Below are 17,956 nucleotides of genomic sequence, written 5' to 3'. Positions count from 1 at the left end.
CGGTCAGGACGGGGGCAGGCACTCCTTGCCGGGGGGCTTGCCCTCGGGCCAGGCGATCCTGACGAACCGTGAGTCGCCCTCGGGCGTGAGTTCCACGATCGGCACGGCCTTGTCGTACGGGTTGCCGTGCACGTCCAGGCAGATCCAACCGCTCGCCCCGCTCACCCGCAGCGAGCCCTTGACCTGCGGCCACTGAAGCCCCACGTCCGCGAGCGGCGGCGCCGTCCGCCCGTCCGGCGTCGCCTCACGGATGCCGTGCACCACCAGGGTCATGGCGTCATAGCCGATGATCAACTGCCCGTCGTCCAGGGCGACCGAGCCGATCGGCCCGATCGGCGCCCGCTCGCTCCTGGCCAGCAGATCGCTCAGCACCTTGGCGTCCCGCGCCGAGCCGCCCGTCTTCACGGTGTCCTTCGCCCAGGCGTCCGGGTGGGCGAGGGAGGTGTAGCGGACCGAGAGGTTGTGCCTCAGGGCACTGCGGTCCAGGGCCTTCTCGCCGGTCAGGTAGGAGCCCTCGTCGCCGGTCAGCAGCGTGAACTTCCGGTCCTGGCAGCCGCGTCCGCCCAGCGCGTTGATGAACTGCCGCAGCTGGGTGTGGCGTCCGGCGAACAGGATCGTGTCCGTCTCCTTCGAGGTGTCGCACACGAGGTGGGTGATCTGCCGGAAGGTGTTGGCGGTCGTGCCCTCCTGGGTGCGGTCGGCGGGCGGGGTGAACGGTTGCGGTTCGTAGGGCGAACCCTTGATCAGCTTCGCGAACGACGCCTGGAGCGTGCGGGTGTAGGGGTCGCCCGGCTTGTCGTACACCAGCAGCGCCCGCCCGGCACTGACCTTGGCGAAGGAGGCGAGAGCGCGGGCCTCGTCCGTGTTGGTCGGGGAGACACGGGCCAGCCCGGGGAACGGATCCTTGCCGCCCTGCCCGTTCGCGAGGTCGTCCGCGGTGATCGACGAGCCGACCACCGGGATGCCCCGCCGGGTCAGTTCGGCCACGGCCTTCTTGTTGTTGTCGGTACTCATGCCGACCCCGGCGACCGCCCGCAGCCGGTCGGCACTTCTCGTCATCGGCTCCAACTGGTCCACCAACCGCTTCCAGTGATCACTGGTCGCCCCCGGGTTGGCGAGCACCAACCGGATCGACGGGGACTGCCCGTTGGCGGCGTGATTGGCCTCCCACTGCGCCAAGTAGGCGCCCTGCAACTCGTGTTGTATGTCGCTCAGCGTGGAAGGGGTGGACGCCGTGTACGGCAGCATCACCGCGACAGTGACGTAGGTGCCCGCCTTGAGCGAGTCGTTCTCCCGGTCGATCGCCCGCACCGCGTCCCGGAGTTGGGGCCGCCCGAAGTCGTACGCCGTCGTCGAGACCCCCACGCAGTCGTCGCTGTCCTCCGGGTGGACCACTCCCGGGGCGCACGCCCGATCGTCGTGCGTGAGCGCGCGGACGGCGAGGACCAGGCCCACCACCAGCGCGGCGCTCACCACCACCGCCAGATACCGCCGCAGCGGAATCTCCCACACACCCTCCCGCAGCCACCTCCCGAAGCCTCCGCCGGCCATCACGCCACCCCCTCGTCATCGGCATCGGCCTCGTCGTCGTCCGGCACCCGCAGGGCCCGGCCCGCCGCCGCGTCCTCCGCCCAGTCCCGCGAGGCCCGCCACAGCAGCGCGTTACCGGCCGGGCGCAGGTTGGACAGCTGCTCCAGCTCGAACCGCAGCCGGTCGGCCACCTTCGGATCGGGCAGCGCGAGCGGGTCGGTCAGCCGCCACACGGCGTGCAGCAACCGCCGTACCCGCAGATGCAGTACGCCGTCCACGCCCGCCGGCGGTGGATGACCCGCGTCCGTGCGGCCGAGCGCCACGTTGGCCCGCCGGTCGTCCCGGCCGGTGAAGTCGTGGCCGTCGGCGTCGTGCGCGTGGAAGTAGGGCGCCGAGGCGATGAAGCGCAGGGAGCGCAGCCAGGTCGCGGCGGGCAGGGAGGGGAAGGCGTCCCGCAGGTAGGCGACCGCCGACTCGGCGTCGCCCAGGGCGAGTTCGTGGTGCAGCCGGTAGCGGGCGCGGACGGGATCGTCACCGCCGTCGCCCTCTCCGTCACCGCCGTCGTCGCCGGTCTCGGGTGGCGCGTAGTGCGCGATCAGCGTCTCGTGCGCCGTACGCCACTGGCCGTGGTCCGCGTCCCGGTGGTGCAGGGCGAGCAGCAGCAGGGTGCGGACGAAGGCGTCCCCGACGAACTGGCCCGGCACTTCGGGCAGTCCCTCCCGGGCGAGCCGGGTCTGGAGGGAGCGGATGTCCGCCGGGCCGAAGTCGTCCGGGAGCAGGGCCTGCGCGAGCGCGACCGCGGAGTCGTGGTCGTGGGCGGCGGCCAGCACCGTCAACTCCTCGCGGCGGTCGGTGGGGACGAGCCGGTCGAGGAGTTCCAGGTACGTCGGCGCGCCGTCGCTCTCCTCGTGCGGGCGGACGTCCGCGGTGAGCAACTCGCCGAGGGAGGCGGCCTCGGGGAGGTTCTGCGCGGCCGACTCGGCGAGCAGGGTGATGCCGAGCGGGTTGCCGCCGGTCAAGCGGTGGGTGGCGTGGGGGAGTTGGGGCGGCAACGGGAGGTCCGCGCAGGCCGCGCCGACGATGTGCAGGGTGTCGTCGGGGCTGAGCGGCGGCAGCGCCACGAGTAGCGCCCGGGAGGTGGGGGCCGCCGGATCGGGCGTCCAGCCGCTGCGCCGGGTCACCTCGGGCAGCGCCCGCCGTACCGCGTTGCGCAGGGCGGGGCGGCCGTCGCCGCGCAGGGCGCCGACGAAGACGACCTGGTCGGCGATGCCGTCGGCGCGGTCGCGCAGGACGGCGTCGGTGAGCCCGGGTCCCGGCGCGGACTGTGCGTTGTCGAGCAGCACCAGCGGCCGGCCCAGGCGCTGCATCCGCGGCAGCATCCCGGCGTACGCCTCGGTGAGGTCGGCGAGCAGGGCGCGCACCAGGTGGCGCTCGGCGTGCTCGCGGGAGGTGCCGCCGGCCCTGAAGTGGCCGGAGAGCAGCATGAGTCCGCGCCGGGCGTTGCCGGAGGCGTTCGGATAGTCGCGGTACCAGGTCGCGGCCTTGGCGTGCCGCCGGTGCACGAAGCTGTCGGAGATGGACTCCAGGGTCGCCTCGATGGACGCGGAGACCAGCGGCCCGGTGCCGGTCGCGGCGGCGACCACGTTGGCGGCGACCCGCCCCGCCCACCGCCCTGCGAACCCGGCGATCCACGACCCGCCCTCGTTCAGCAGCAGGATCCGCTCCACCTCGCGCCGGATCCGCTCCGAGTCGGCGTGGCTCCAGCCCCCGGCGGCCACCGCGACCAGGCCCGACATCAGCCGTGGGAAGACGATCCGGCCCGCGCCCGTCACCGGCTCCGCCAGCTGCTCCGCGATCACCAACAGCGCCTGCGACACCGGCGACCAGGCCTCGGCGGGCCGCCCGGCCGAGGGCACCGCGAACTCGGCGCTCGCGCAGTCGATCAGCGCGACCGGGGTGTGCCCCTTGTAGGCGGCCCGTAACTCGTCGAGGACCGCGGTCTTGCCGAGCCCGCGCGCGCCGGTGAGCAGGACGAACGGGAGCTCGCGCCGATGCTCGTACGGCGTGGTGCGGTGCTGGTGCGGGCGCAGACCCACGAGCCGCGGAACGAGACCGGCCGGATCGGCGTCGAAGAGCGCGCCGCGCCCGTGCAACCGTCTGCCCACCGCACCGCTCCCCCCGGAGGTGTCCCCAACTCAAGAGTAAGGAGGGTGAGTTGGTTCGGACTAGATCGCATGGTGACCGTTGGGTCACAAAAAGTGGCGACCGGTCACTCGCTGAACTCCGCCCGCTCAGTCGACGGTGATGGAGTCCAGCTTCTCCCGCAGGTAGACGTGCGAGTCCACGGCCTCGTACGCCACCCGCCCCACCGGCGCGGGCACGGACTCCACCACGGTCCCCGGGGTGCACTCTCCGAAGTAGACGAGGGACATCAGCTCCTCGGCCGGCGCGTCCGCGGGCGGCGGCAGCACGCGGTGCCTTCCCGAGCGCCACCGGTCGCCGGTCCAACGGGCCATCAGATCACCGATGTTGATGGTGAACGCCTCGGGATCGAAGGGCGCGTCCTCCCACCCGCCCTCGTCGGTGAAGACCTGCAACCCGCCCTTGCCCGCCTGCCGGTCGAGGATCGTCACCGTCCCGAAGTCGGTGTGCGGCCCGATCCGGAACTGCCCCGGCTCCGGCTCCCCGACCACCTCCACTCCCGGATACCAGTTGATGTTGAAGCCGTACGTCGGATGGTCCATGTGCCGGGAGAAGAAGTCGGGTTCGAGCCCGAGGGCGTCGCCGAGCAGCACCAACAGCTGCTTCTCCAGCTCGCTCATCCGGTCCAGGTACTCCTCGCACAGCGCCTGCAACCCCGGCACTTCACCCGGCCACACATTGGGCGCGTACCACTCCGCGTTGATCACGGGGTCCGCGAAGGGCCGGTGCGTGGCGAAGGTCAGCGACTCCTTCAGGTCCGGCGGGGTCTCGGTCCCCTCCGAGTACCCGTTGGCCTCGGCCCCGGGCCCGAGCCACCCCCGCCCGCCGACCTTGGCGGAGTAGGGCTCCTTGACGTCGACGGGAAGGGCGAAGAAGTCCCGCGCGGCCTCCCGGATCCGCGACCGCAGCCCGGGGTCCACACCGTGCCCGGTGACCAGGAGGAATCCGGCGGTCTGGAGGGCGCTGTCGACGGTACGGGCGATGTCCTCGCGGGTCTGCTCGTCGCCGTCGAGCCAGGGCCGCAGGTCGATGGTCGGAATACGCGGGGCGGAGGTGTCACTCACCAATGTCCTCGTTCCAGAGTGCCGGGTTGTTCTCGATGAAGTCGCGCATCAGGGAGATGCACTCGGAGTCGTCGAGGACGACGATCTCCACGCCGTGCTCGGCCAGCCAGTCGTGGCCGCCGTGGAAGGTGGCGGCCTCGCCGACCACGACCCGCGAGATGCCGAACTGGCGGACCAGCCCCGAGCAGTACCAGCACGGGGAGAGGGTCGTCACCATGGTGGTGTTCCGGTACGACCGCTGCCGTCCCGCCGCCCGGAAGGCCGCCGTCTCCGCGTGCATCGAGGGGTCGTCGTCCTGGACGCGCAGGTTGTGGCCGCGCCCCAGGAGGGTGCCGTCGGCTCCGTAGAGCGCGGCGCCGATCGGGATGCCGCCCTCGGCGAGGCCCGCGCGGGCCTCCTCGACGGCGGTGGCGAGCCAGGTCCGCGCCTGTGCCTGATCCATGAGCTCCATGGTTCTCACTCTCCAGTGGCCGAAACACGAGGGCAACGTGCGGAAAGTACTCTCCGGACATCCCGCCCCCGGACGAACTGTCCACGCCCCTGGAGGAGCCCGTGCCCGCACTCACCCTCCGTGAGGTCCTGGACCTCGATCCCGTACGGGCCGCCGAGCCCGAGCTGCTGGCCGGCGAGAGCGCCCTGGACCGCCCGGTGCGCTGGGTGCATTCGAGTGAGGTCTACGAGGGCGCCAACTTCCTGGACGGCGGCGAACTGCTGCTCACCAACGGTTTCGGTCTGATGGACGCCGAGGAGGAGGACCGGCGGCGGTACGTCCGTGAGGTGGCCGCCCGCGGCGCCGCCGGGCTCGCGGTGGAGATCGGCCGCTCCCTGCCGAGCATGCCGCCGGAGGTGACCGACGAGGCCCGCCGCCTGGGCCTGCCCCTGCTGGCCATGCGCCGGGTGGTGCCCTTCGTGCGCATCACGGAGGCCGCCAACCGGGCGATCGTGGCGCGCGGTCTGTCCGGGCGTTCGGTGGTACGTCCGTGGGGCGACGACCATACGGCGGCCCTGCTCGCCGACCTGGCCGACCGGGCCGCCCTGAACCAGCCCGAGGTGGAGGCGCGGTCGGCGCTCGCCGGGTTCCATCCGGGGCCGGGGGCGCGGCTGATCGGCGTATCGCTGCACGGGACGCGCGAGGTGGGGGCGGTGGACCGGGCGGTACGGCTGCTGGGCGGGGCGGGGTCGCTGCGGGCCGCGTTCCCGGGCGACGTACTGGCCCTGCTGGCCCTCCCCGACACCCGGGCCGGAGACCCCATCCGCGCGGTCCAGGAGGCCTTCCGCACGGCCGCCGAACCGGGGCTCACCGTCGCGGTCGGGCTTGCGGTCGCGGGCGGCAGCGGCTGGCTGCGCTGGAGCGACACGCTGCGCGCGGCCCGTACGACCCTTGAGCTGGCGCTCACCGTGCCGGCCGCCGAGCCGGGCGTCCCCGACGGCCCGCTGGTCACCTCCGCCCGCGCGCTCGCCCTGGAACGGGAGCTGACCCGCGGTGGCGTCGACGCCAACCGCGACCGCCTCGCCCGCCTGGTCCAGCACACCCTGGGCCCCCTCCTGGCCTGGGAGGCGGCCCACCCCAGCGACCTCGTCCGCACCCTGGAGGTCCACCTCCGCCACGGCTGCTCCCCGACCCGCACGGCGGCCCTGCTCCACATCGGCCGCCAGTCCCTCTACCAACGCCTGGAACGCATCGAGTCGTTGCTCGGCCTGGAGATCGACGACCCTGATCTGCTGGGGGAGTTGCTGGCGGCCGCCTGCGCGCATCGGGTGGTGCGGGGGATGGGAGCGGGACAGGTGCGGGGGCTGCGGACGGTGGCCTGATGGCCGGTCAGCGCAGGGTGACGCGGCTCGGGCCGTTGAACGGGGCATAGGACGTCACGGTGTCGGGCGTGCGCAGGCTGTCCTCCTCGGCGAACAGTTCGCGTGCGGCGGTGAAGGAGACGTCACCGCTCACGACCGGGGCGACACGGTCGAAGAACGCGCGTGCGGAGTCCGGGAGCGGCCCCCCGAGCTCGTCCCCTTCGTCCTCCGTTCCCCATACGTCCCACAGGAGCGTCTCCACCTTGTTGAGCGCGGCGAGGTCGAGCCGGATGTTGCCGGCGACGAACCACTCGCCCCAGAAGGGGCCTTCGTGCGGCGGGTGGAGTCCGAAGGTCTCCTGGTCGGCGCCGCCCTCCCGGATCGCCCGCCAGGCCTCGCCCGCGACGAGGAAACGGTCACGGGGTACGTCCATCGGGTCGAAGTCGATCTTCCAGTGGGCGGTGACGAAGGGGTCGGCGAGTTCGGCGTCGGCGAGGAGCCAGCCGCGCCGCTCGTCCCAGTACTCGGTGACGACGTGGTCGTTGTGGAAGGCGCTCGGACCGTTCGGGTCGAAGTAGTCGGCGAAGCCGGAGCGGATGCGGGCGGGGACGCCTATGTGGCGCAGGAACGAGCAGTGCAGGAGGGAGAAGTCACGGCAGGTCCCGACGAACCGGTCGGCGGGCTCGCGCCGTTGGCCGAGGGGGGCGTCGTTGCGCTCCACGATGATCCGCAGGATGTCGTCGACGTAGCGGGTCTCGGCGTCGTTGTGCAGGCGGTCGGTGGGGTGGGTGTGGGCGAAGAGCTCGCCCTCCATGCGGTGGATCACCAAGTCCCTGGATATGCGCGCGAGTTCGGTGGGGTCGTGCGGCAGGTCGGCGTAGTGGTGGGCCAGTTCGCCGGGGTCGGAGAACGTGCTCTGGGCCGCGTAGAAGTCGAGGGGCATGTCGCGTCACGCTGCCAAATTTCGGGGCGAATTGTCCAGAGGGTGGTCATGGCCGGGGGGCCGGAGGCCGACGGTGGCCCGGCGGGCGACTAACCTGTGCCGATCACCGTCGCGTGTGCGGCAGTTGAACCCCAGGTGTGGTGTGGAGGAACGGTCATGGTTGCTGCTCCGGTACTGGAGGAGCTGCGGGAGGTCTGCCAGCCGCAGGCCAAGCTGGCTAGCCGTAACGGCGAACACTGGGCGGGCCGGCTGTACATGCGGAGCGTCTCGCTGCGGTTCACCCGGCAGCTGGTGCGCACGCCGGTCACGCCCGACCAGCTCACCTGGACGATGGTGGCGTGCGGGGTGGCCTCCGGGGCCGCGCTGATGATCCCGGGTCTCACCGGTGCCGTACTCGCCGTGATCCTCATGCAGTTGTTCCTGCTCTTCGACTGCGTCGACGGCGAAGTCGCCCGCTGGAAGGGGCAGAACAGCGCGGCCGGCATCTACGTCGACCGGCTCGGCGCCTATCTGGCGGACGCGGCCCTGATGGCCGGTGCCGGCTACCGCGCCGCCGAGTCCGGCGTCGGCGGCTGGCTGTCGATCGGCATCGCCACCGCGCTGGGTGTCGTGCTGCTGAAGGCCTCCACCGACCTGGTGGACGTGGCCCGCGCCCGCCGCGGTCTCGGCGTCGTCGACGACGAGTCCACCCGCCCCCGCTCCCAGGGCGTGGCGAACGTCCGCCGCCTCGCCGCCGCCTTCAAGATCCACCGCGTGACCAACGGCATCGAGGCGTCCCTGGTCCTGCTCGTGGCCGCCGTCGCGGACACCCTGACCGACGGCATCGAACCCACCCGCTGGGCCCTGGGCGCGCTCGCCGTCATCACCTGGGTGATGGTCCCGGCCCACCTGCTGTCGATCCTGTCGTCCTCGCGACTGCGCTGACTCGGCCTCGGGTGGCGGGAGTTCAGCCGGCCACCCGCAGCAGCAGCTTGCCCGTGCTGGTCCGCGTCCCCATCAGGCGGTGCGCCTCCGCCGCCGCCTCCAGCCCGAACTCGGCGGTGACCGGCAGGACGACCGTCCCGTCCGCCACCTTGGCGAAGGCCCGCCCGGTCAGCTCCCGCAGCGCCGCCGGGTCGGTCTGCGCGAGGGTGAGGATCGAGAAGCCCGCGACCGAGAGGGCGTGCGGGTACAGGTCGGGCTGGCCGACCGTCCAGGCCGGTTCGCCGCTCGCGTTGCCGAAGGAGACCAGGCGGCCGAAGACCGCGAGGGAGGCGAGGGAGGAGCGGAGGGTCGCGCCGCCGACGGGGTCCAGGGCGAGGTCGACCCCGCGCCCGCCGGTCGCCTCCCGCACGGCCGCCTCGAAGTCGCCGACGAACACCTCGTCGTAGCCGTACTCCCGCGCGTACGCCGCCTTCGCCCCACTCGACACCACGCCGTACACCGCACCGGCGCCCGCCGCCTTCGCCAACTGCCCCACCACCGTGCCGACTCCGCCCGCCGCGCCCTGCACGAGCACCGTCTCTCCGGGCTGGAGCCGGCCGACCGCGTGCACGAGGGCGTACGCCGTCGGCAGCACCGTGGGGAGCGTGGCCGCCGTCCGCAGGTCGACGCCCGACGGGAGCGGGAAGACGGTCGCCGCGTGCGCGACGGCCACGTCCGCGTAGCCGCCGCCCTCGGTCAGGGCCGTCACCTCCTGGCCGACGGCGAGGTCCGTGACGCCCGCGCCGACCGCCCGTACCCGCCCGGAGACCTCGAGGCCCGGCCGGAAGGGCAGCGACGGCACCCGGTATCCCGTCTCCCGCGCCTTGAGGTCGGCGAAGTTGATCCCGGCGTACGCCACGTCGACGCTCACCTGGCCGGGGCCCGGCTCGGGGACCTCCGTCTCCACGACCTTGAGGACCTCGGGACCGCCGTACTCCTGGATCTCGACCGCGCGCATGCCACCACATCCCTCGTTGAGTGTTCGACGGTAGGCGAACACTCGGGAGTGTATGGTTTTCATCGAACACTCGGCAAGCGGGCACGGGAAACAGGAGGCGGGTGAGGGCATGACCGGCACCAGTCACCGCGCCGCCCCGGAGCACACCCACCCGGACGACGTCTCCGTACCGGCCGCCTTCGCCGCGCTGGCCGATCCCGTACGCCTCACCCTCGTGAGGGAGTTGGCGAACTCGCCGGAATGGGCGCGCAGTTGCGGCAGCTTCGACGTGCCCGTCGGCAAGGCCGCCCTCAGCCACCACTTCGCCGTCCTGCGCGCCGCCGGCCTGGTGGAGCAGCGTGACGAGGGGCCGCGGCGCGTCAACCGGCTGCGCCGCGCCGAGTTCGAGGCCCGTTTCCCGGGGCTGCTCGCGCTGGTCCTGCGCGACGACATCCGGCAGGGCTGAACCTCCCGCCCCCGTCCGGCGTCACAGTGGCGAGTCGGACGGAGTCGGACGGAGGGGGACGGACATGAGGAATCGTGGGTGGGCGGGCGTGGCCGCCGTGCTGGCGCTGGGCGCGGTCCAGGCCTGCGGCGGCGAGGGGCTGCGGGTCTCGACGGCGCCGGAGGCCGACGACCTCACCGTGTGCGTGGGCCACCGACCCGTGAACAGCCTTCCCGACCGGGACGACGGCACGCCGCTGATGCGGGTCGTCGTGCACGTCGAAGACCTCGCGCGGAAGCGGTACGGCGCCGTCTACACCGGCCTCTCGGTGGACGAGGACGACTCCGCCGCCGACATCTGGCGCATCCCGTCCGACGCCTTCGACACCGCGGTCTGCGAGGCGGCCGTGCAGGGGGTGACCCTCCGGCTGCACGACACCGACGTCAACGGACGGACGCTGACCAGGCTCGGGGACCGGATCGTCGACGACATGGACCGCTGGGACGGCAGGTTCCAACTGCGCGAAGTCGGCTCGGACGAAAGGGGGTTCGTCATGGTCGGCGTCGACGACCCCGCCACGGCCGAGCCGATCCTCAAGAAGGCGTACGGGGCGAAGAACGCCCCGTACATCAGGGTCGAGTACGCCGATCAGGCCGAACTGCTCGACGAGGGCTGAGACTTCGGCCGCCGCAGCACCGCGCACAGCCCGGCGTACACCGCCGCGCTCAGCACGAAGCCGACGACCGGCGTGATGTCACCGAACGACGGCCAGTGCTTCGGTACGTAGCCGACGTAGTCCTCCTGGTTGGAGAAGAGCGGGACGGACACCGCGACGCCGATCAACAGGGCTGCTACGCCGGGCCAGTTGGTGAAGGAGCGGTCGGTGAGGCGGGGGGCCAGTTCGGCGTCCGGGGTGCCGGAGCGGAGTCGGCGTTCCACCAGGACCACGCCCAGCCAGGGCGCCACCCAGTACGCGATGACCAGCAGGAACGCCTCGTAGGCCGCCCCCGCGTCCGACAGCGACGCCCATGCCGCCGCCGTACCGGCGATGCCGGAGACCACGACCAGGACGCTGCGGCTCAGCCACGGCGGGAGGTTCAGGCCGAGCGCGGTGATGGAGATCGCGCCGGAGTAGACGTTCAGGGCGTTGGCCGAGACCGCGCCCAGGATGATGGCGATCAGCACCAAGTCGCCGAGCCAGCCCGGGAGATGGCCGGTGAACGCAGCCGTCGGGGTGGCGTCCTTCGGGGCGATCAGGGTCGCCGAGGCCGCGCCGATCACCGCGACGAGGGTGACGGACACGAAGAGCCCGACGGCCGGGTAGAGGACGGTCTTCAGCCTGTTCGCCGTGCGCGGGAGGTAGCGGGAGTAGTCCGTGGCGTACGGGTTCCAGCCGGCCGCGTAACCCCAGGCCGCGCTGAACGCGAGCAGGAAGCCGCCGATGCCGCCGCCCGTGCCGCCCCCGGTGAGGTCCGCGTCCTTGAACGTCCACACGCCCGCGAGCAGGAAGATCAACGCGAGGGCGGGGAAGGCGTACTTCTCGAAGGTGTGCACGAAGTTGTGGCCGATGAAGCCGATCAGGATCTCGGCGACGACCACGAGGAGCAGCGAGGGCAACGGGCGCAGTCCGGTGAGGGTGTTGAGCGCGAAGGCCGCGCTCACGCTGTTCACCGCGAACCAGCCCACGCCCGCGACCAGGCCGTTGGCCGCCGACGGCAGGATGTTGCCGCGGAAGCCGAAGGAGAAGCGGCCGATCACCATCTGCGGGACGCCGAACCGCGGCCCGTCCAGGGAGAGGAAACCCTGTGTGATCGCGCCGAGCGCAGTGCCGAGCACGATCGCGCCGGTGGCCTGCCAGAAGCTCAGCCCGAAGAAGAGGACCGCGATCACGCCGATGTAGACCGTCGCGAACTCGATGTTCGGGGAGGCCCAGGTCCACAGCAACTGGAGCGGGCTGCCGTGGCGTTCGGCGTCGGGGATCGGTTCGGAGCCCGCCGTCTCGACGGCGATGACCTTGTCACCGTATTCGGGGGCGAGGGTGCCGGTGGAGTCGGCGGGTGCTGTCGTCATGCGAGGTAAGTGTCCGGTTCCGACCGGTCCGGGCACAGGGGCGCATTGTCCGCTTCGAGGGGCTCGGCGGCGTACAACCTGTAGGTCAGTCCGTCCGGCGGTCGTCCTTCTTCTGGTCGTCCTCGTCGAGCGACTTCAGGAACTCCGGGTTGTCGTCCGGCGCCACCCAGCGGCCCTGCGCGGGGCCCGCGCCCGGCGCGGTGCGCTTCTTGCCGGCCACCAGCCAGGCGACCGGGCCGACCAGGACCTCGCCGAAGAGCAGGATGACGATCACCCACGCGACCTTCGGCAACGGCTTGCGCACCTGGTCCTCGGGCGTGTTCAGACAGTCGATGAAGGCGTAGATCCAGAGCGCCAGGACCAGCAGGAAGGGCAGATACCTGAGCATGTTCGAGCGTTCTCCCTACGGGTGGGGCGGCCCCGGTGACGGGGTCAGGGTAGCGGGTGGCCGATACTGGGACGCATGGCTTACGACGATCTTCGCTCCCTGCTCAGGGCACTGGAACGCGAGGGCGACCTCAAGCGCGTCAAGGTCGAGGTCGACCCGTACCTGGAGGTCGGGGAGATCGTCGACCGGGTGCAGAAGGCGGGCGGCCCCGCGCTGCTCTTCGAGAACGTGAAGGGCTCCGACCTGCCCCTCGCGATGAACGTCTTCGGGACCGACCGGCGCCTCCTGAAGTCGCTCGGGCTGAAGTCGTACGCGGAGATCAGCGACAAGATCGGCGGACTGCTGCGGCCCGAACTGCCGCACGGGTTCGTCGGGGTGCGCGAGGCCTTCGGGAAGCTCGGCGCGATGGCGCACGTACCGCCGAAGAAGGTGAAGGACGCGCCGGTGCAGGAGGTCGTCCTGACCGGTGACGACGTGGACCTCGACCGGCTCCCCGCCCTCTTCACCTGGCCGCAGGACGGCGGGTCCTTCTTCAACCTCGGGCTCACCCACACCAAGGACCCCGCGTCCGGGATCCGCAACCTCGGCCTCTACCGCCTCCAGCGCCACGACAAGCGCACCATCGGCATGCACTGGCAGATCCACAAGGACAGCCGCAACCACTACCAGGTCGCGGCCCGGCGCGGCGAGCGGCTGCCGGTCGCGATCGCCTTCGGCTGCCCGCCGGCGGTGACGTACGCCTCCACGGCTCCGCTGCCCGGTGACATCGACGAGTACCTGTTCGCCGGGTTCATCGCGGGCAAGCGGATCGAGATGGTCGACTGCAAGACCGTGCCGCTCCAGGTGCCGGCGCAGGCGGAGGTCGTGATCGAGGGCTGGCTGGAGCCGGGGGAGATGCTGCCGGAGGGGCCGTTCGGCGACCACACCGGGTTCTACACCCCGCAGGAACCCTTCCCCGCCCTGAAGATCGACTGCGTGACGATGCGGAAGCGCCCGCTCCTTCAGTCGATCGTCGTAGGCCGCCCTCCGACGGAGGACGGACCGCTGGGGCGCGCCACGGAGCGCTTCTTCCTCCCCCTCCTCAAGATCATCGTGCCGGACATCGTGGACTACCACCTGCCGGAAGCGGGCGGTTTCCACAACTGCGCGATCGTCTCGATCGACAAGAAATACCCCAAGCACGCCCAAAAGGTGATGCACGCTGTCTGGGGGGCCCACATGATGTCCCTGACGAAGCTGATCGTGGTCGTGGACGCCGACTGCGACGTCCACGATCTGCACGAGGTCGCCTGGCGGGCCCTCGGCAACACGGACTACGCCCGCGACCTCTCGGTCGTGGAAGGCCCCGTCGACCACCTCGACCACGCCTCCTACCAGCAGTTCTGGGGTGGCAAGGCGGGGATCGACGCGACCAGGAAGTGGCCCGAGGAGGGCTACACGCGCGACGGGGGTTGGCCCGAGATGGTGGTGTCCGACCCCGAGACGGCGGCGACGGTCGACCGCCGGTGGAAGGAGTACGGCCTGTGAGCAGCGCCTCCGCCGCGATCCCGCAGCCAGGACGCACGAAAGCCTTTCTGCGGCTGGTGATGATCGAGCATTCGGTCTTCGCCCTGCCCTTCGCCTACATCGCCGCGCTCACCGCGATGTTCGAGACGGACGGCAACATCCACTGGGGCCGGCTGCTGCTGGTGACCATCTGCATGGTGGGTCTGCGGACCTTCGCGATGGCGGTGAACCGGATCATCGACCGGGAGATCGACGCCCGGAACCCGCGCACGGCACACCGCGAGCTGGTGACCGGTGCGATGTCGGTGAAGCACGCGTGGACGGGCGCGCTGGTCGCGGTCGTGGTCTTCCTGGGCTCGGCCGCTCTCCTCAACCCCCTCTGCCTGGCCCTCGCCCCCATCGCGGTCGTGCCGATGGTGATCTACCCCTACGGCAAGCGGTTCACGAACTTTCCGCAGGCCATCCTCGGCCTCGCCCAGGCCATGGGCCCGATCGGCGGCTGGCTCGCGATCACCGGTGAGTGGTCCTGGGACGCGGTGATCCTGGGCCTGGCCGTCGGCATCTGGATCGGCGGCTTCGACCTGATCTACGCCTGCCAGGACGTCGAGACCGACCGCGAGATCGGCGTCATGTCGGTCCCGGCCCGCTTCGGCATCCCGGCCGCGATCCACGGCGCCCGCGTCTGCCACGCCCTCACCACCGGCCTCCTCATCTGGTACGCCGTCGCCACCGAAGCCGGCGCGTTCTTCTGGATCGGCCTGATGATCGTCGCCGGCGCGTTCGTCTACGAGCACTCGATCGTGCGCCCGCACGACCTGTCCCGCCTGAACAGGGCGTTCTTCAGCGTCAACGGGTTCATCGGGATCGCGCTGTTCGTGTGCGCGCTGCTGGATCTGCTGGTGCGCGGGCTCACCGTATAAGCGCTGGAGTGGTGCGGGTGCGGCCACGGCGGCCCAGCCAGAACGCCGTGCCCACCCCCGACACCAGCCCGATCAGGTGCGCCTGCCAGCTGACGCCCGACTGGGTCGGGGCCAGGCCCAGCAGGATCGACGTGCCCCAGATCGCGCCTATGACGAGGCCGACCAGGATGCCCAGGGGCTTGCGCTCCACGAAGCCGGTGACCAGCAGGAAGCCGAAGAGGCCGAAGATCAGGCCGGAGGCGCCCGCGGTGTTGGTGTGGGCCGGGGCCACCAGCCAGACGCCGAGGCCGTCGGCCACGATGATCACCGCGCAGATCGCGGCGAACCGGCGCAGGCCGCCCAGCGCGGCGAGGAAGCCGAACACCAGCAGCGGCACACTGTTCGCCGCCACGTGGGCGAAGCCGAAGTGGATGAACGCGGCCGGTACGACGTCGATCAGCTGGGAGGGCTCGCGCGGCACGATCCCGAGGCTGTCGAGAGCATGGCCGGACGCCACGTCCACCACTTCCAGCAGCCACAACAGCGCGACCCAGCCCACCATCAGCTTCGCCGCGGTCTTCGCGCGGTCGCCCCGCGACCACTCCAACCCCGTACCGGACATGGCACCCCCACGGTCCGCTAGTCCCCACAGAACAACGCCCCAGCCCCCTTGGCCGGTTCCCGACCCGCGGTGCCGGATAGGCTCGGGGGCGTGAACCCAGTCAAGCCAGGAGAAGCGCCGCGTACGCCTTGGATCGTAGGGGTGTCCGGCGCCTCCGGCACCCCGTATGCCGCGTCCGTGCTGCGCGCACTCCTCGCGGCCGGCGAGAGCGTCGACCTGGTGGTCAGCCGGGCCTCGCGGCTCACGCTCCTGGACGAGACCGGGATCGCCTTCCGGGACGCGCACTGGCGGGACGACCTGCGGGAATGGCTGGCGCGGGGGGCCGACGGGAAGCCGGGTGTCTTCGACGCGGACCTGGAGCGGGTGCGGTACTGGGCCGCCGGGGACCTCGCCGCCGGGCCCTCGTCGGGGTCGTACCCGGTCAAGGGGATGCTCATCGTGCCCGCCTCCACCGCGTGCGTCGCCGGTGTCGCGCTGGGCCTCTCCAAGGACCTGCTCCAGCGGGCGGCGAGCGTCACGCTGAAGGAGCGCCGGCCGCTCGTCGTCGCCGTACGGGAGACTCCTCTGAACGGGCAGACCCTGCGTCATCTGGTGACCCTGGACGACCTGGGCGCCGTCGTGGTCCCCACCTCGCCCGCCTTCTACGCGGGCGCCACCCACATCCAGGACCTGGTGGACTTCGTGGCCGGACGGGTGCTCGACGCGGCGGGCGTCGGACACCAGCTGTACCGCCGTTGGGAAGGCGAGCTGGGCGGCGGGGGCCGTACCGGCTGAGCGACCCGCGGCGCGCACGTGGCAGTACCTCTCATCACTTCAGGAACTTTTCAGTGGAAGGCTTCGATCGCATGGACGCGGTGGACAGGCAGCTCATCCAGGCCCTGAGGGAGAACGGCCGGGCCTCGTACGCGGAGCTGGGGCGCCTCGTCGGACTGTCGGGACCCAGCGTCACCGACCGCATCAACCGGCTGGAGGCGGCCGGCGTCATCACCGGCTACCGCGCCACCGTCGACGCCGCCTCGCTCGGCCTCGGCGTGATCGCGCTGATCGGCATCTCGCTGTCCGACGCGGCCGACCACGAGGACGTGGCCCGGCGGCTGAAGGACCTCTCCGAGATCGAGGACTGCTGGTTCATCGCGGGCGACGACTCGTTCATGCTCAAGGTGCGCTCCACCAACGTGGACGGCCTGGAGAAGACCATCCGGCGGCTCAGCGGGACCAAGGGCGTCTCCCGCACCCGTACCACCATCGTGCTCTCCACCAAGTGGGAGAACCGGGTCGGAGAGCTGCCCGAAGAGGTGTGAGCGAGGGCGTGATCGGGGTGGGCGTACGGTTGGTTCGGGATTCTGAGAAAGGTGTGGGTATGGACGTCGGGCTCAAGCGCGAGCTGGAGGAGAAGGTCCGCTCCGGCGAGCGGCTGTCCCGTGAGGACGGCATCGCGCTGTACGAGTCGGACGACCTGGCATGGCTGGGCGGCCTCGCGCACGAGGTGCGGACGCGGAAGAACGGCGACGTCGTCCACTTCAACGTCAACCGCCACCTCAACATGACCAACGTGTGCACGGCGTCCTGCGCCTACTGCTCCTTCCAGCGCAAGCCGGGCGAGAAGGACGCGTACACGATGCGCATCGAGGAGGCGGTGAAGCTCGCCAAGTCGATGGAGGGCGAGAACCTCACCGAGCTGCACATCGTCAACGGCCTGCACCCGAACCTGCCGTGGCGCTACTACCCGCGCTCCCTGCGGGAGTTGAAGGCCGCGCTGCCGGAGGTGTCGCTCAAGGCGTTCACGGCGACGGAGATCCACCACTTCGAGACGATCAGCGGTCTGTCCGCCTCCGAGATCCTCGACGAGCTGATCGACGCGGGTCTCGAATCGCTGACCGGCGGCGGCGCGGAGATCTTTGACTGGGAGGTCCGCCAGCACATCGTGGACCACCGCACGCACTGGGAGGACTGGTCGCGGATCCACCGGCTGGCGCACGAGAAGGGGCTCAAGACCCCGTGCACCATGCTCTACGGCCACATCGAGGAGCCCCGCCACCGGGTCGACCACGTGCTGCGGCTGCGTGAACTCCAGGACGAGACCGGCGGTTTCCAGGTCTTCATCCCGCTGCGCTACCAGCACGACTTCGTGGACATGAAGGACGGGAAGGTCCGCAACCGGCTCCAGGCGCGGACGCAGATGGCGACCGGCGCCGAGGCCCTGAAGACCTTCGCGGTCTCGCGGCTGCTCTTCGACAACGTCCCGCACGTCAAGGTCTTCTGGGTCATGCACGGCGTCCAGACCGCCCAACTTGCCCTCCAGCACGGCGCGGACGACATGGACGGCTCGGTCGTCGAGTACAAGATCACGCACGACGCCGACAACTACGGCACGCCGAACAAGCTGACCCGCGAGGACCTGCTGGACCTGATCCGCGACGCGGGCTTCCGGCCGGTGGAGCGGAACACGCGCTACGAGATCATCCGCGAGTACGACGGTCCGGACCCGGAGCGTCGGGAGGCACCGCAGCCGATGCGGGTCTGAGCGGGAGCCCCACCCGCTGCAAGATCGCCCTGGGGGCGTGCTTCACTGAATGGTGCCCCCTTTGGGACGCCT

General features: G+C 71.3%; 18 protein-coding genes. 9 read left to right on the top strand and 9 right to left on the bottom strand.

What is annotated here, in order from left to right:
• Positions 1 to 3: 3 nt before the first annotated feature.
• The 4 genes from ACIP6U_RS08645 to ACIP6U_RS08630 all read right to left on the bottom strand — a co-directional run bounded on the left by ACIP6U_RS08645 (position 4) and on the right by ACIP6U_RS08630 (position 5,247).
• Positions 4 to 1,551: a hypothetical protein gene (locus ACIP6U_RS08645; RefSeq protein ID WP_401714327.1), complete on the bottom strand. Its 1,548-nt coding sequence runs from the start codon at positions 1,549 to 1,551 to the stop codon at positions 4 to 6.
• Positions 1,551 to 3,695 (bottom strand): hypothetical protein, encoded by a 2,145-nt coding sequence (locus ACIP6U_RS08640; protein ID WP_401714326.1) that lies wholly within the window; start codon positions 3,693 to 3,695, stop codon positions 1,551 to 1,553. The genes ACIP6U_RS08645 and ACIP6U_RS08640 overlap by 1 nt, the downstream gene beginning before the upstream one ends.
• Positions 3,696 to 3,821: 126 nt before the next feature.
• Positions 3,822 to 4,796 carry an isopenicillin N synthase family dioxygenase gene (locus ACIP6U_RS08635; protein ID WP_401714325.1) on the bottom strand — a complete coding sequence of 325 codons (975 nt, stop codon included), beginning with the start codon at positions 4,794 to 4,796 and terminating at the stop codon, positions 3,822 to 3,824.
• Positions 4,789 to 5,247, bottom strand: a complete 459-nt coding sequence (locus ACIP6U_RS08630) for a nucleoside deaminase (RefSeq protein WP_401714324.1) — start codon at positions 5,245 to 5,247, stop codon at positions 4,789 to 4,791. Before ACIP6U_RS08630 ends, ACIP6U_RS08635 begins: the two co-directional genes overlap by 8 nt.
• Before the next feature lie 101 nt (positions 5,248 to 5,348).
• On the opposite strand from ACIP6U_RS08630, the gene ACIP6U_RS08625 reads away from it, so the two are divergent.
• Entirely contained in the window at positions 5,349 to 6,608 is a 1,260-nt protein-coding gene (locus tag ACIP6U_RS08625) for a PucR family transcriptional regulator (RefSeq protein ID WP_401714323.1), read from the top strand.
• Positions 6,609 to 6,615: 7 nt separating this feature from the next.
• Here ACIP6U_RS08625 and ACIP6U_RS08620 read toward each other — a convergent pair whose 3' ends face one another.
• Positions 6,616 to 7,530 (bottom strand): transglutaminase-like domain-containing protein, encoded by a 915-nt coding sequence (locus tag ACIP6U_RS08620; protein ID WP_401714322.1) that lies wholly within the window; start codon positions 7,528 to 7,530, stop codon positions 6,616 to 6,618.
• Between the two features lie 156 nt (positions 7,531 to 7,686).
• On the opposite strand from ACIP6U_RS08620, the gene ACIP6U_RS08615 reads away from it, so the two are divergent.
• On the top strand, positions 7,687 to 8,454 hold the full coding sequence (locus tag ACIP6U_RS08615) for a CDP-alcohol phosphatidyltransferase family protein (RefSeq protein WP_401714321.1): 768 nt from the start codon (positions 7,687 to 7,689) through the stop codon (positions 8,452 to 8,454).
• A gap of 22 nt (positions 8,455 to 8,476) precedes the next feature.
• On the opposite strand, the gene ACIP6U_RS08610 is transcribed toward ACIP6U_RS08615, so the two are convergent.
• Positions 8,477 to 9,451: a zinc-binding alcohol dehydrogenase family protein gene (locus tag ACIP6U_RS08610; protein ID WP_401714320.1), complete on the bottom strand. Its 975-nt coding sequence runs from the start codon at positions 9,449 to 9,451 to the stop codon at positions 8,477 to 8,479.
• A 109-nt stretch (positions 9,452 to 9,560) separates the two neighbouring features.
• On the opposite strand from ACIP6U_RS08610, the gene ACIP6U_RS08605 reads away from it, so the two are divergent.
• Together ACIP6U_RS08605 and ACIP6U_RS08600 are read left to right on the top strand one after the other, a co-directional pair.
• Complete coding sequence (locus ACIP6U_RS08605) at positions 9,561 to 9,896, top strand: ArsR family transcriptional regulator (protein WP_123999344.1); 336 nt, start codon at positions 9,561 to 9,563, stop codon at positions 9,894 to 9,896.
• A 64-nt stretch (positions 9,897 to 9,960) separates the two neighbouring features.
• Positions 9,961 to 10,551, top strand: a complete 591-nt coding sequence (locus ACIP6U_RS08600) for a hypothetical protein (RefSeq protein WP_401714319.1) — start codon at positions 9,961 to 9,963, stop codon at positions 10,549 to 10,551.
• Here ACIP6U_RS08600 and ACIP6U_RS08595 read toward each other — a convergent pair.
• Entirely contained in the window at positions 10,524 to 11,945 is a 1,422-nt protein-coding gene (locus ACIP6U_RS08595; protein WP_401714318.1) for a purine-cytosine permease family protein, read from the bottom strand. The genes ACIP6U_RS08600 and ACIP6U_RS08595 overlap by 28 nt on opposite strands.
• A gap of 85 nt (positions 11,946 to 12,030) precedes the next feature.
• Complete coding sequence (locus tag ACIP6U_RS08590; RefSeq protein WP_401714317.1) at positions 12,031 to 12,333, bottom strand: PLD nuclease N-terminal domain-containing protein; 303 nt, start codon at positions 12,331 to 12,333, stop codon at positions 12,031 to 12,033.
• A gap of 75 nt (positions 12,334 to 12,408) precedes the next feature.
• On the opposite strand from ACIP6U_RS08590, the gene ACIP6U_RS08585 reads away from it, so the two are divergent.
• Positions 12,409 to 13,860, top strand: coding sequence for a menaquinone biosynthesis decarboxylase (locus ACIP6U_RS08585; protein ID WP_401714316.1), 1,452 nt, complete (start codon positions 12,409 to 12,411; stop codon positions 13,858 to 13,860).
• Entirely contained in the window at positions 13,857 to 14,759 is a 903-nt protein-coding gene (gene mqnP, locus ACIP6U_RS08580; protein ID WP_401714315.1) for a menaquinone biosynthesis prenyltransferase MqnP, read from the top strand. Before ACIP6U_RS08585 ends, mqnP begins: the two co-directional genes overlap by 4 nt.
• Here the strand turns inward: mqnP and ACIP6U_RS08575 are convergent.
• A complete protein-coding gene (locus tag ACIP6U_RS08575; RefSeq protein WP_401714314.1) occupies positions 14,749 to 15,360 on the bottom strand; it encodes a rhomboid family intramembrane serine protease in 612 nt (203 codons plus the stop codon). The two genes, mqnP and ACIP6U_RS08575, sit on opposite strands and share 11 nt — an antisense overlap.
• A gap of 90 nt (positions 15,361 to 15,450) precedes the next feature.
• On the opposite strand from ACIP6U_RS08575, the gene ACIP6U_RS08570 reads away from it, so the two are divergent.
• From ACIP6U_RS08570 to mqnE, 3 genes are all read left to right on the top strand, one after another.
• Complete coding sequence (locus ACIP6U_RS08570) at positions 15,451 to 16,134, top strand: UbiX family flavin prenyltransferase (RefSeq protein ID WP_401714313.1); 684 nt, start codon at positions 15,451 to 15,453, stop codon at positions 16,132 to 16,134.
• A gap of 71 nt (positions 16,135 to 16,205) precedes the next feature.
• On the top strand, positions 16,206 to 16,661 hold the full coding sequence (locus ACIP6U_RS08565) for an Lrp/AsnC family transcriptional regulator (RefSeq protein WP_401714442.1): 456 nt from the start codon (positions 16,206 to 16,208) through the stop codon (positions 16,659 to 16,661).
• Between the two features lie 59 nt (positions 16,662 to 16,720).
• The gene (gene mqnE, locus ACIP6U_RS08560) at positions 16,721 to 17,884 is read left to right on the top strand and encodes an aminofutalosine synthase MqnE (protein WP_401714312.1); all 1,164 of its coding nucleotides are present in this window, start codon (positions 16,721 to 16,723) and stop codon (positions 17,882 to 17,884) included.
• Positions 17,885 to 17,956: the final 72 nt, after the last annotated feature.

The sequence above is a fragment of the Streptomyces sp. NPDC088794 genome, from assembly GCF_044750545.1.
Lineage (GTDB): Bacteria > Actinomycetota > Actinomycetes > Streptomycetales > Streptomycetaceae > Streptomyces.
Note: the sequence above shows the minus strand (reverse complement) of the source record. Positions and strands in the feature narration are given on the sequence as shown.